Annotated in this window: 15 protein-coding genes; all 15 read right to left on the reverse strand. The window is 73.6% G+C overall.

Annotation, left to right across the window (positions count from 1 at the left end):
* Position 1 precedes the first annotated feature (1 nt).
* Entirely contained in the window at positions 2 to 973 is a 972-nt protein-coding gene (locus tag JOD46_RS16315) for a 1-phosphofructokinase family hexose kinase (RefSeq protein ID WP_204395521.1), read from the reverse strand.
* Positions 970 to 1,758, reverse strand: coding sequence for a DeoR/GlpR family DNA-binding transcription regulator (locus JOD46_RS16320; RefSeq protein WP_204395522.1), 789 nt, complete (start codon positions 1,756 to 1,758; stop codon positions 970 to 972). Before JOD46_RS16320 ends, JOD46_RS16315 begins: the two co-directional genes overlap by 4 nt.
* Before the next feature lie 504 nt (positions 1,759 to 2,262).
* Entirely contained in the window at positions 2,263 to 3,729 is a 1,467-nt protein-coding gene (gene cls / locus JOD46_RS16325; protein WP_204395523.1) for a cardiolipin synthase, read from the reverse strand.
* A 6-nt stretch (positions 3,730 to 3,735) separates the two neighbouring features.
* A complete protein-coding gene (locus tag JOD46_RS16330) occupies positions 3,736 to 3,912 on the reverse strand; it encodes a hypothetical protein (RefSeq protein WP_204395524.1) in 177 nt (58 codons plus the stop codon).
* Between the two features lie 40 nt (positions 3,913 to 3,952).
* On the reverse strand, positions 3,953 to 4,099 hold the full coding sequence (locus JOD46_RS16335) for a hypothetical protein (protein ID WP_204395525.1): 147 nt from the start codon (positions 4,097 to 4,099) through the stop codon (positions 3,953 to 3,955).
* Positions 4,100 to 4,112: 13 nt separating this feature from the next.
* On the reverse strand, positions 4,113 to 5,621 hold the full coding sequence (gene lysS, locus JOD46_RS16340; protein ID WP_204395526.1) for a lysine--tRNA ligase: 1,509 nt from the start codon (positions 5,619 to 5,621) through the stop codon (positions 4,113 to 4,115).
* Between the two features lie 114 nt (positions 5,622 to 5,735).
* Complete coding sequence (panC, locus tag JOD46_RS16345) at positions 5,736 to 6,626, reverse strand: pantoate--beta-alanine ligase (protein WP_372432726.1); 891 nt, start codon at positions 6,624 to 6,626, stop codon at positions 5,736 to 5,738.
* A complete protein-coding gene (locus JOD46_RS16350) occupies positions 6,623 to 7,384 on the reverse strand; it encodes a Rossmann-like and DUF2520 domain-containing protein (protein WP_204395527.1) in 762 nt (253 codons plus the stop codon). Before JOD46_RS16350 ends, panC begins: the two co-directional genes overlap by 4 nt.
* Positions 7,374 to 9,002: a PH domain-containing protein gene (locus JOD46_RS16355; RefSeq protein WP_204395528.1), complete on the reverse strand. Its 1,629-nt coding sequence runs from the start codon at positions 9,000 to 9,002 to the stop codon at positions 7,374 to 7,376. Before JOD46_RS16355 ends, JOD46_RS16350 begins: the two co-directional genes overlap by 11 nt.
* A 67-nt stretch (positions 9,003 to 9,069) precedes the next feature.
* Positions 9,070 to 9,642 carry a PH domain-containing protein gene (locus JOD46_RS16360; RefSeq protein WP_204395529.1) on the reverse strand — a complete coding sequence of 191 codons (573 nt, stop codon included), beginning with the start codon at positions 9,640 to 9,642 and terminating at the stop codon, positions 9,070 to 9,072.
* Positions 9,635 to 10,105, reverse strand: a complete 471-nt coding sequence (locus tag JOD46_RS16365) for a DUF3180 domain-containing protein (RefSeq protein WP_204395530.1) — start codon at positions 10,103 to 10,105, stop codon at positions 9,635 to 9,637. Before JOD46_RS16365 ends, JOD46_RS16360 begins: the two co-directional genes overlap by 8 nt.
* Positions 10,102 to 10,587: a 2-amino-4-hydroxy-6-hydroxymethyldihydropteridine diphosphokinase gene (gene folK / locus JOD46_RS16370; RefSeq protein WP_204395531.1), complete on the reverse strand. Its 486-nt coding sequence runs from the start codon at positions 10,585 to 10,587 to the stop codon at positions 10,102 to 10,104. The genes JOD46_RS16365 and folK overlap by 4 nt, the downstream gene beginning before the upstream one ends.
* The gene (gene folB / locus JOD46_RS16375; protein ID WP_307835075.1) at positions 10,584 to 10,955 is read right to left on the reverse strand and encodes a dihydroneopterin aldolase; all 372 of its coding nucleotides are present in this window, start codon (positions 10,953 to 10,955) and stop codon (positions 10,584 to 10,586) included. Before folB ends, folK begins: the two co-directional genes overlap by 4 nt.
* On the reverse strand, positions 10,939 to 11,739 hold the full coding sequence (folP, locus tag JOD46_RS16380) for a dihydropteroate synthase (RefSeq protein ID WP_204396790.1): 801 nt from the start codon (positions 11,737 to 11,739) through the stop codon (positions 10,939 to 10,941). The genes folB and folP overlap by 17 nt, the downstream gene beginning before the upstream one ends.
* A gap of 52 nt (positions 11,740 to 11,791) precedes the next feature.
* On the reverse strand, positions 11,792 to 12,388 hold the full coding sequence (folE, locus tag JOD46_RS16385; protein WP_204395533.1) for a GTP cyclohydrolase I: 597 nt from the start codon (positions 12,386 to 12,388) through the stop codon (positions 11,792 to 11,794).
* Positions 12,389 to 12,410: the final 22 nt, after the last annotated feature.

Genomic DNA, 12,410 nt, shown 5'->3' on the forward strand with positions numbered 1-12,410 from the left:
CCTATGGGATGACCGGGGCGACGGCGCCCCGGATTCGGGTGACGGTGATGGCGGACGCATCGGCGATCTCCCGCGAGGGGACCGCCGAGCCCGGGAGCGACGCAGCCGCCGCCCCGTGTGCGACCGCCTGGGCGAGCGCCCGCTCGGGCGCCGCCCCTTCGGTCACGGCGAGCAGGAAGCCGGCGAGCGAGCTGTCGCCCGCGCCGACCGTGCTGCGCGGCACGATGCGCGGCGCCGGGGCGAACCACGCCCCGTCGCCGTCGACGAGCACGGCTCCGGTGGAGCCGAGCGTGACGAGGGCCGAACGGATGCCGCGGGGCACGAGCGTCGCGGCGACCTCGGCGACCCGCTCGGGGTCGGCCTCGAGTGCCTCGGCGTCGGCCAGGCCGACCAGCTCGGCGAGCTCCTCGCCGTTGGGCTTGATGAGGTCGACGGGCTCGCCGGCCTCCACGATCGCGGCGAGCGGGGCGCCCGAGGTGTCGACCGCGATGCGGGCGACGACGCCCGCGGCGCGCGCCTCACGCACGACTCGCACGTAGAAGTCGGCCGGGAGCGACGGCGGCAGCGAGCCGGCGAGCACGAGCCACGAGGCATCCGCCGACTGGGCGATGACCGCCGCGATGAGCGCCCGCTGCTCGGCCTCGGTGAGCTCGGGGCCGAGCTCGTTGAGCTTGGTGGTGACGCCGTCGGGCTCGGTGACCGTGATGTTCGAGCGCAGGCGCGCGGTGATCGGCACGGTCGCGACCGGCACGCCGGCCGACGCGAGCGCCACGACGAGCGGGTCGTCACCGCGGCCCGGCAGCACGGCGACGGATGCCGCGCCCGCGGCGTCGAGCGCCCGCGTGACGTTGACCCCCTTGCCGCCGGGCTCCTCGACGCTGCGGAGGACGCGCTGCACCTCGCCGCGCGAGAGCGCCTGCTCGAGCTCGACCGTGCGGTCGAGCGACGGGTTGACGGTCAGCGTGATGATCATGCGACCCGCACCTCCACCTCGGCGTCGTCGAGCGCCTCGGCGAGTGCCGGGGGCGGCGGCGCATCCGTGATCAGCACGTCGACCTCGTCGAGGCATGCGAACCGGTGCAGCGCCTCGTCGTCGTGCTTGGAGGCGTCGACGAGCACGACCGCGAGCCGCGACCGCTCGACCATGGCGCGCTTGACCTGCGCCTCGAGCTCGTCGGGCGTCGAGAGCCCGAACTCGGCGCTCACGCCGTTGGTGCCGACGAACGAGATGTCTGGGCGGATGTCGGCGAGCTGGGCGACCGCGGTCGGTCCGACCGCGGCACTGGTCACGCCGCGGACGGTGCCGCCGATGACGCGGACGATGAGGTCGGCGTTGCCGTGCAGGAGCGCCGCGATGGGCACCGAGTTCGTGTAGACGGTGAGCGGTGCGATGCCGGCCGCCGGGTGCCATCCGGCGAGTGCCTCGGCGAATGCGCCCGTGGTCGTGCCCGCGTCGAGCAGGATCGAGCCGGTGAACGTGGGCGGCACGAGCGCGAGCGCAGCCTGCGCGATCGCGCGCTTGGCGTCGGTGTGGCGCTCGGTGCGCTCGAGCACCGTCGTCTCGGCGAGGCTCGCGCGCGACGCGCTCACGGCGCCGCCGTGGACGCGACGGACGTGGCCCGCCTTCTCGAGCGCGTCGAGGTCGCGCCGGATGGTCTCGGCGGTGACGTCGAGCTCGGCGGCGAGGTCGGCGACCGAGACGCGGCCCGTGCGGGCGAGCGCGTCGAGGATGTGCTCGTGTCGCTCCATCGCGTACATGCGGCCCCCTTGCCGGATCGAACTGCAACCTGCGTTTGTGTGAGTTTAGCTCGTTATCTCAGCGTAATGCAAGACATTCGCAGAAATTCCCACAGACCCCAACATTCTCGCGTGCGCCGAGCCCTTCACGAGTCCCGGGTTTCTGCGGGTGCACCCGCAGAACCGCGGGACTCGCACGCATGGAGGCGCAGCCGGCCCCCGATCCCACCACCCGAATCCCGGATTTCTGCGGGTGCATTCGCGACAACCCGGGACTCGCGCACCCCCAGGCACACCCGAACGCCCCCAGACCACCCGAATCCCGGATTCGTGCGGGTGCACCCGCGACAACCCGGGACTCGCGCACCCTCAGCACACCCGAACGCCCCCAGACCACCCGAATCCCGGACTCGCGCGGGTGCACCCGCGACAACCCGGGACTCGGGAAGGCGACCGGGCGCGCGAGAGAGCGAGGGCGCGAGAGCGAGCGAGCGCGCGAGCGCGGCGCGCGCGCCATCCGCCCCGCTACTGCAGCGCCGAGGTGAGCCGCGCGAGGTTGTCGAGGATGGTGGAGCGCAGCGGCTGCCGCATCCACTCCTCGAGCGTGAGCTCGCGGCTGTCGCGCCGGTAGCCGTCCTCGACGGCGCGCATCTCGCGCACGAACGACTCGCCGCGCACCAGCAGCGAGACCTCCATGTTGAGCTCGAACGAGCGGATGTCCATGTTGCTCGAGCCGATGACGGCGACGTCGTCGTCGATCGTGAAGTGCTTCGCGTGCAGGATGAACGGCGCCTTGTACATGTAGATGCGCACGCCGGCGCGCAGCAGCGCCTCGTAGTACGACCGCTGCGCGTGGTACACGAGCGCCTGGTCGCCGATCTCGGAGACGAACAGCTCGACGTGCACGCCCCGCTGGGTCGCTCCGCTGATGGCGCGCAGCATCGCCTCGTCGGGCACGAAGTACGGGCTCGTGATGATGATGCGCTCGCGCGCCGCGTAGAGCAGCGCGAGGAAGAGCTTGAGGTTGTTCTCGTTCGCGTAACCGGGGCCGCTCGGCACGACCTGGCAGTCGAGGTCCTGCTGCTCCGCCTCCTGCTCGAACGGGATCAGCTCGTCGCGCGAGGGCGCCTCGCCGGTCTCGAGGTACCAGTCGGTCGCGAAGATCGCGTCGAGGCCCGACACGATCGGCCCCTCGACCTCGGCGACGAGCTCCTGCCACTTCAGTCCGCGGCGGATGTTGCTGCGCTTGTGGTAGCTGCGGTCGACGATGTTCTGCGAGCCGAGGTAGCCGATCTCGCCGTCGACCACGAGGATCTTGCGGTGGTTGCGGAGGTCGGGCCGCTGGTACTTGCCCTTGAGCGGCATGACCGGCAGCATGAGCCGCCAGGCGACGCCCATGTCGGTGAGGCGCCGGATGGTGCGCCGGTAGCCCTTCACGCGCCGCGACGCGATGTGGTCGATGAGCACCTTCACCTCGACGCCGCGCGCGACGGCGTCGCCGAGGGCGTCGACGAAGCGCTCCGTCGTCGAGTCGTACGCGAAGATGTAGAACTCGGCGTGCACGTAGCGCTCGGCGCCGGCGATGGCGTCGGTCATCGCGTCGAGCGAGGCCTGGTAGTCGCCGATGAGGCGTGCGCCGTTCGAGCCGATGAGCGGCATCGCGCCGAGGTTGCGGTTCAGGCGCACGACGCCCTCGAACCAGGTCGGCCACTTCGTGCTGTCGCTCACGCGCTCGACGCCGTGGGTGCTCTCGCGGATGAACCGGTCGACCTCGTCCTGCTTGGCGCGCCGCGCCTTGGGCAGCTTGGGGTTGCCGATGAGCAGGAAGAACAGGATCCCGAGGTACGGGATGAAGAAGATGGCGAGCAGCCACGCCATCCCGGCAGTGGGCCGGCGGTTGCGCGGCACCACGATGATCGCGATGACGCGGATGACGAGGTCGACGATCACCAGCAGGGCGGCGATGATCGCCGTCGTCTGCGCCTCGGTCATGCCGGGCTACGCGGCTCGGTGTTCAGCGGCTCGCTTGGCCCGCTCTTCGGCCTCGATCTTGGCGTACGCGTCGCGTTCGCTGCGGTCGGCGCGCACCACCGCGCGCATCACGAACCAGAACAGCAGTCCGATCAGCACGGTCGGCGCGAGCGACCAGATCGCGTTCACCCAGAAGTCGTCCATAGCCACTCCAGAATACGGGGGTTTCCTCGGGTTCGCTGCGTCAGCCGCCCGTGACGATGCCCCAGATGCCGGACCCGAGGAGGTAGAGCCCGACGGCGCCGACGATGATCCAGATGGCCACGCGCGTGTTCGAGGGCTTCCGCGGGTCGCGGGGCTCGAGCTCGGACTTCGGCAGGTAGTCGTTCATCGCGGCGTCCGTCTCACTTGACCAGCGGGAAGAGGATGGTCTCGCGGATGCCGAGGCCGGTGATCGCCATGAGCAGGCGGTCGATGCCCATGCCCATGCCGCCCGTGGGCGGCATGCCGAACTCGAGCGCCCGCAGGAACTCCTCGTCGAGGCGCATGGCCTCGGGGTCGCCGCCGGCCGCGAGGCGCGCCTGCTCGACGAAGCGCTCGCGCTGCACGACGGGGTCGACGAGCTCGGAGTAGCCGGTCGCGAGCTCGAAGCCGCGCACGTAGAGGTCCCACTTCTCCACGACGCCGGCGCGCGTGCGGTGCTGGCGCACGAGGGGCGACGTGTCGAGCGGGAAGTCCATGACGAAGGTCGGCCGCTCGAGGCGCGACTTCACGTGGTGCTCCCAGAGCTCCTCGACGTACTTGCCGGGCAGCGGGTGGTCGACGTCAATCTCGACCGCGTCGGCCAGTTCCTTCAGGCGCGACATGGGCGTCTCGGGCGTGATCTCCTCGCCGACGGCCTCGGAGAGCGAGTCGTACATCGACAGCCGCTCCCAGTCGCCGCCGAGGTCGTACTCGGTGCTGTCGGCCCACGTGACGACGTGCGAGCCCGCGACGGCGTACGCGGCATCCTGCACGAGCTGCTGCGTGAGGTCGGCGATGCCGTGGTAGTCGGTGTAGGCCTGGTAGGCCTCGAGCATCGCGAACTCGGGGCTGTGCGTGGAGTCGGCGCCCTCGTTGCGGAAGTTGCGGTTGATCTCGTAGACGCGCTCGATACCGCCCACGACCGCGCGCTTGAGGTAGAGCTCGGGCGCGATGCGCAGGTAGAGCTCGGTGTCGAACGCGTTCGAGCGGGTGACGAACGGGCGCGCCGACGCGCCGCCGTGCATGACCTGCAGCATGGGCGTCTCGACCTCGATGAAACCGAGGCTCGAGAACGTCGAGCGCAGGCTCGCGTTCACCTTCGCCCGGTCGACGACGTTGCGGCGCGCCTGCTCGCGCGCGATGAGGTCGAGGTACCGGCTGCGGACGCGAGTCTCCTCCGACAGCTCGTTGTGCAGGTTCGGCAGCGGGTTGATGGACTTCGAGGCCATGCGCCACTCGGTCACCATGATCGACAGCTCGCCGCGGCGGCTCGTGATCACCTCGCCGGTCACCGCGACGTGGTCGCCGAGGTCGACCAGCTCCTTCCACGCCCCGAGCGACTCCTCGCCGACCTCGCCGAGCGAGACCATGGCCTGGATGCGGCTGCCGTCGCCCGACTGCAGCGCGGCGAAGCAGAGCTTGCCGGTGTTGCGCAGGTGCACGACGCGGCCGGCGAGCGAGACGGTCTCGCCGCTCTGCTCGTCAACGCCGAGGCCGACGAACCGCGAGCGGACCTCGGGGATCGTCGTCGTGATCGGCACCGTCACCGGGTAGGCGCCGGCACCGAGGTCGTCGGATGCCGCGTTGAGCCGCTCGCGCTTGGCCAGCCGCACGGCCTTCTGCTCCGAGATCTCCTCGGCGGTGGGCTCGTGCGTGGTCTCGTCGGCCATGGGGTCTCCGGATGGTTCGGCGGGCATGCGGGCACGGCGTCCGTGCGGACGCCATGGACCAGCGTAGTCCGCCGCCGTGCGGCGATCCTGACCGGCCGCCGGATGCCGCCGGCCTCAGCCGAGCGTGACGAGCGCGTTGTCGACGAGGCGGGTCGTGCCCACGCGCGCCGCGACGAGCACGCGAGCGAGCCCCGTCGTGCCCTCGACCACGGGCAGGAACGTGTCGGGGTCGACCACGACGAGGTAGTCGAGCTCGATGCCGTCGTGGTCGCCGAACGCACCGGCCGCCTCGGCGAGCACCTCGTCGAGCCCGTCGGCTCCCGCGGCCTCGGCGGCCGCGAGCGACTCGGAGAGCGCGAGCGCGATGCGCCGCTGCGCGGCGTCGAGGTAGCGGTTGCGGCTCGACAGGGCCAGGCCGTCGGGCTCGCGCACGGTCGGCACGACCTCGATGCGGACGGGGATGTCGAGGTCGCGCACCATCCGCTGCACGAGGAAGACCTGCTGGGCGTCCTTCTGCCCGAACAGCGCGTGGTCGGGCGTGACGATGTGGAACAGCTTCGAGACGACGGTGAGCACGCCGTCGAAGTGGCCGGGGCGCGATGCGCCCTCGTAGAGCGTGCCGACGTGCCCGGCCGTGACGCGGGTCTCGACCTCGCCGACGGGGTACATCTCGGCCGCGGTCGGCGCGAACACGAGCGCGACGCCCTCGCGGGCGAGCGCGGCGAGGTCGGCCTCGAGCGTGCGCGGGTAGCGGTCGAGGTCTTCCCCGGTGCCGAACTGCAGCGGGTTCACGAAGATCGAGACCACGACGACGTCGGCGAGCTCGCGGGCGCGGCGCACGAGCGCCAGGTGGCCGTCGTGCAGCGCCCCCATGGTGGGCACGAGCGCGACGGTGCGTCCCGCCATCCGGTGCTCGCGGACGGCGCCGCGGATGCCCGCGATCGTGTCGGCGACCAGCGGTGCGGATGTCGCGGTGCCGCCGCCTCGCGTCGCTTCGCCCGTCACACCGCACCTCCCGACGGCCAACCGTCGTCGGCCCCGTCGATCGTAGCGGCCCCGTCGACGCCCGCGCCCGGGTCGTGCCGGGCGAGCGCGTTCTCGACCGCGCTGCGCACGAGTGGTGCGAGCACCGAGCCGGCGCGCGCGACGCCGATGCGGTCGAGGATCCCCGACGCCTGGTCGACGATCGCGGTCGAGAAGGACACGGCCGTGTCGATCGCCTCGGCGTAGGCCGGCCGGTCCGCCTCGGCGACCACGAACGGCTCGCCGCCCATCTCGACGACGAGGGCCTGGGCGATGGGCAGCACGGGTGCCGGCGCCGTCACGGCGAACCAGGTGCCGGCGAGCCGGCCGAGGTCGATGCTCGTGCCCGTGAAGGTCATGGCCGGATGGATGGCGAGCGGGATCGCGCCCGCGCGGAACGCCGGCTCGAGCACGTCGACGCCGTGGCGCGCCGCCGTGTGCACGACGAGCTGGCCGGGTCGCCACGCGCCCGCCGCGGCGAGTCCGTCGACGAGCGAGGGGAGCTCGTCGGCCGGCACCGCGAGCAGCACGAGCTCGCTGCGTTCGATGATCTCGGGGATCGGGAGGATCGGCACCTCGGGGAGCATGGCGGACGCGCGTTCGCGGCTCGCGTCGGAGACCGCCGCGATGCCCGTGAGCGCGTGCCCCGCACCGCCGAGCGCCGACGCGAGCACCGCGCCGACGCGTCCGGCGCCGATCGTGCCGACGCCGAGGCGCCCGGCCCGCTGCTCAGCGCGCATCGAGGCCGACCCCCCAACGGTCGCTCCGGTCCCGGATGGCGCGGGCCACCGCCTCGGTCGCGATCGCGTCGAACGCGGCGTCGGCGTCGGCGCGTGCGAGCGCAGGCACGTCGGGCGTGACGGGTCCGGCGACGGTGTGCAGGCGCAGCGACGCGAGCCCGAGCGCGCGACGCACGGGGCCGCGCGCGACCGCGACGGACTGCAGGCGCGCGAGCGGCACCAGCACGAGGCTGCGCAGCACCCAGCCCCGGCGCAGCAGTGCGACGCCGCCCGCGAGCGCGAGGCCGATCCGTCGCCACGAGGTCGGACGGATCCACGCCGCACGGCGCGGTGCGGCGACGAAGCCGCCGTCGCCGCCGCGGCCGGTGAGCCCGGCGTCGAGGGCGGGGCCGATCTCGACCGCGGCGTCGGGCGCGAGCAGGCCGACCACGCGCCGCACGTCGTCGGCGGTGCCGACGGGCAGCACGAGCGTGCGCTGGATGGCGTCGCCGCCGCCCGTCACGGACTGCCCCGCGACGTTGATGCGGACCGTCCACCACCCGAACGGCCGCCACAGCAGCCACTGCGTCGCCTCGATCGCGTGCACGCGCCCGGGCGGGATGGTCTGGTTCGTGGTCGACAGCAGTCCCGAGCCGATGCGCACGCCGTCGGGCGTGCCGGCGATGGAGTACCGCAGCGACTTCGTGATGCGCGACCAGAGGTAGCTGACCAGGCCGATCGCGGCCGGCACGAACGTGAAGAGCAGCCACGGCGCGCCAGTCGCCACCCCGATCGTGATCGCCGCGACCAGCACGACGAACCAGACCATCGAGCCGCCGAGCAGCGACGAGGCGATCACGCGCGCCAAGGGGATCCGCACGACCGACTCGGGCGGGGCGAGCGTCGGATCCAGCTCGGGCGCGAGGAACTCGTCGACCCGCCGGTTCACGAGGCCGCCCGCGCGGGCCGCGAGCGACGCCGCCGACGGCGCGCCATCGAGTGCGGCGCCGGGCGCGGCATCCGGACCGACGGATTCGGCGGCGGCACGGCGCGCGCCCGACGCGAGTCGCAGCAGGTCGGCGCGCAACCGGTCGGCCTGCGCGGAGCCGAGATACGACAGGTCGACGTTGCCCGACTGCCCCGCGACCGAGACGTCGAGCTTCGCCGCGCCGAAGAGCCTCGCGAACACCGGCCGGGCGACGTTGATGCCCTGGATGCGGTCGAGGCGCGCGCTGCGGTGCGAGCGGATCAGGATGCCGCTGCGCACCTCGAGCGCCTCGTTCGTCACGCGGAAGCTGTGCATGCGCCACGCCAGCCAGAAGCCGAGCACGACGAGCACGATGACGGCGGCGAGGCCGGCGAGCGCCCAGCCCACGAGCCCGTTGGCGACGATGCCCGTGATCGGATCCTCGGCCCAGTCGCCCTCGAAGTCACCGGGCGCGAACCCGCGGTCGTCGCCGCCGGGTGCGACGAGGAGGAGGAACACCTCGACGAGCCGTTCCCGCAGGTTCGCGAGCACGAAGCCGAGCACGGCGATGAACACGAGGCCGCCGCGGAGCAGCGGGCTCGCGGGGTGCAGGCGGTGCCACTCGCCGTCGGCGAGGTCGCGCGCCGAGGTGCGGGGATCGACGGAGGTCACGGCGCTCCTCCGCCCGCGCCGCCGCTCGGGCCGCGCGCCGTCGGCGTGCGCCGTGCCCGCCGCCTGCTCACAGCCCGGCCCGGCGGGTCTCGGCGAGCGCGACGAGGTGGTCGCGCAGGCGCTCCGCCTCCTCGAGCGGCAGGCCGGGCAGCGTGACCGCGGTGGCGGCGGCGGCCGTGACGAACTTCAGGTCGGCGAGCCCGAGCGCGCGCGAGACGGGGCCGCGCGTGATGTCGACGAGCTGCATGCGGCCGTAGGGCACCGCGACCTGGCGCTGGTACATGATGCCGCGGCGGAAGACCAGGTCGTCGGCGCGCAGCAGGTACCGGATGGAACGGACGCGCCGCGGCTCGAGCGCAATCGAGACGAGCGCGAGGAGCCCGACGCCCGCCGCGATCCACGCGAGGAACGGCAGGCCGAGCCACGCGCTCGCGACGAGCAGCCCCGCGACGGCGAGGCCGGCGCCGATGATCGAGCCGACGACCTCGACGACGACGTGCTTGGGCGAGACGCCGCGCCACTCGGGCTCGGCCGGCCCGGCTGCGTGCGCTGGCGGGACCTCGGGCCCGGGACCGGCCGACTCGATCGTCTCGGCCGGCTCGGCCGCCTGGACCGGCGGCACCTGCTCGGGCTCAGGCATGCGCCGACCCCTCCTCCTCGTCGGGTTCGTCGGGCGGGAGCGTGCAGAAGTGCTCGGCGACCAGGCCGCCCGCGAGCAGCAGCGCCGCGCCCACGGCGGTGGCCACCGCCATCCAGATCGTCCCGGCCGGCGGCAGCACGCTGCGCGTCAGCAGGAACAGCGTGATGCCGAGCCCGACCCCGAGCACGAGCGCGCCCGTCACGCTGCTCGCCTTGGCGAGCACGGCGACCCGCGCCGCGCGGAACGGGTCGATACGGCGCGTGGTGCTGCCGCGCACGGCCTGCCGGATGGGCCAGGCCATCGCGACCACGATGGCCGCGACGCCGACCAGCGTGACCGCGAGCGAGACGGGCGGCACGATCGCGGACGCGCCGCCGCTGACGAGCGCGAGCTCGCCGAGGTAGCCGAACGCGAGGCCGCCGACGGTGAACGCGACGAGCGTGGAGGGGTGGGTGCGCTTCATCGCCGCTCCACCTCGTCGGTCGCGGCGGCGCGCAGGTCGGCGACCCGGCCGCGGCCCGCGAGCTCGGCGTCGGGCTCGACGTCGAGCCAGGGCTGGAGCACGAAGGCCCGCTCCCACGCGCGCGGGTGCGGGAGCACGAGCCGCTCGTCGGCGAGCACGAGGCCGTCGACGTCGATGAGGTCGAGGTCGAGCGTGCGGTCGCCCCAGCGCGTCTCGCGCGTGCGGCCGTGCTCGTGCTCGATGCGCTGGAGCAGGTCGAGGAGCGCGTGCGGCTCGAGGCGGGTCTCGACCACCACGACGCCGTTGAGGTAGCGGGGGGCGTCGGCGTCGACGCCGTCGAGCTTGATCGCGGGCGTCTCGTAGACCGGCGACACCGCGACGAGCCGCACGCCGGGCGCGTCGGCGAGCTCGCGCGTGGCGGCGGCGATCGTGCCCTCGCGGTCGCCGAGGTTCGCCCCGAACGCGATGACGGCGCGGCTCATGCGCGCCCTCGCACGATCGTGACCGACACGTCGTCGAACGGCACCGCGATCGGCGCCTGCGGCTTGTGCACCGTCACCGTGGCCTCCTCGACGCCCGCGAACCCCAGCGCGACGCCCGCCACGCGCTCGGCGACGGTCTCGATGAGGTCGACGGGATCGCGCTCGACGGCCTCGGCGACCGCGACCGCGAGCTCCCCGTAGTGCACGGTGCGCGCGAGCTCGTCGCCCGATGCGGCGGCCGCGAGGTCGACGGCGACGGTCACGTCGATCACGAACTCCTGCCCCTGCTCGCGCTCGAAGTCGAAGACGCCGTGGTGCGCGCGCACCCGGATCCCGGTCACCGAGATCCGATCACGAGTGCTGGCCACGTCGTCCACTCTGCCATGCGCGGGCGACGTCGAGCGCGACCCGGGTCGAGGCGACATCGTGCACCCGCACGCCCCAGGCGCCCGCCTGCGCGGCGAGCGCGCTGACCACGGCCGTGGGCAGGTCGCGCTGCTCGACGGGCGTGCCCTCGGGCAGCAGCGCGCCGAGGAACCGCTTGCGCGAGGCGCCCACGAGGATCGGGTGGCCGAGCCCGGCGAGCACGTCGAGGTTCGCGAGCAGCTCCCAGTTCTGCGCGCCGCGCTTGGCGAAGCCGAGGCCCGGGTCGAGGATGATCCGGTCGGCCGCGACGCCGGCGTCGAGCAGCGCGTCGACGCGTCGTGCGAGCTCGTCCCGGACCTCGACGGCGACGTCGGCGTACTCGGCGAGATCGTCCATCCGGTCGGAGTGCCCGCGCCAGTGCATGGCGACGTAGCGCGCGCCGGTCTCGGCGGCGATCCGCGCCATCGCCTCGTCGGCGAGGCCCGCGGACACGTCGTTGATGATCTCGGCGCCGGCCGCGACCGCCGCGGCGGCGGTGGACGCGCGCATGGTGTCGACGCTCACCCGCAGGCCGCGCGAGGCGAGTTCGCGGATGACGGGGATCACGCGCCGCAGCTCCTCGTCGGGGTCGACGCGCGCGGCGCCCGGCCGGGTCGACTCGCCGCCCACGTCGAGGAGGTCGGCCCCGGCCTCGGCGAGCTCGACGCCGTGCGCGACGGCGGCGTCGGCGTCGAACCAGCGCCCGCCGTCGCTGAACGAGTCGGGCGTGACGTTCACGACGCCCATCACGAGCGTCCCGCGACCGGGGTCGGCCGGCGCCGCGGGGGGCGCGCCCGCCTCAGGCACCTCGGCTCGATCCGATGAGCCCGATGATCTCGGCCCGTGCGGCGGGCTCGGCGAGCGCGCCGCGGCTCGCGATCGTGATCGTCGAGCTGTGCTCCTGGCGGGCGCCTCGCGTGGTCACGCAGCCGTGCACGGCGTCGAGCACGACGAGCACGCCCCGCGGCTCGAGACCAGCCTCGAGCGCGTCGGCGATCTCCTCCGCGAGGCGCTCCTGCACCTGCGGGCGACTGGCGAGCGTGTCGACGACGGCCGGGATGCGGCTGAGGCCGACGACCTTGGCGCCGGGCAGGTACGCCACGTGCGCGGTGCCGATGAAGGGCAGCAGGTGGTGCTCGCACACCGAACGGAAGTGGAGGTCGCGCAGCACGACGGCGTCGCCCGTGGCGGGCTCGCCGTCGTCGGCCGAGCCGGTGTCGACGGAGTCGGCGAGGAGGGCCTGCGGGTCGGCGCCGATGCCGCGGAAGTACTCGGCGTACGCCTCGGCGACGCGGGCGGGGGTGCGCTCGAGCCCGGGCCGTTCGGGGTCCTCGCCGATGGCGAGCAGCAGCTCGCGCACGGCGCGCTCGATGCGGGCGGTGTCGACCCCCGTCATGGCACCCTCCTCACCGGCCGGC

Origin of the sequence: Agromyces aurantiacus, from assembly GCF_016907355.1 — a bacterium.
Lineage (GTDB): Bacteria > Actinomycetota > Actinomycetes > Actinomycetales > Microbacteriaceae > Agromyces > Agromyces aurantiacus.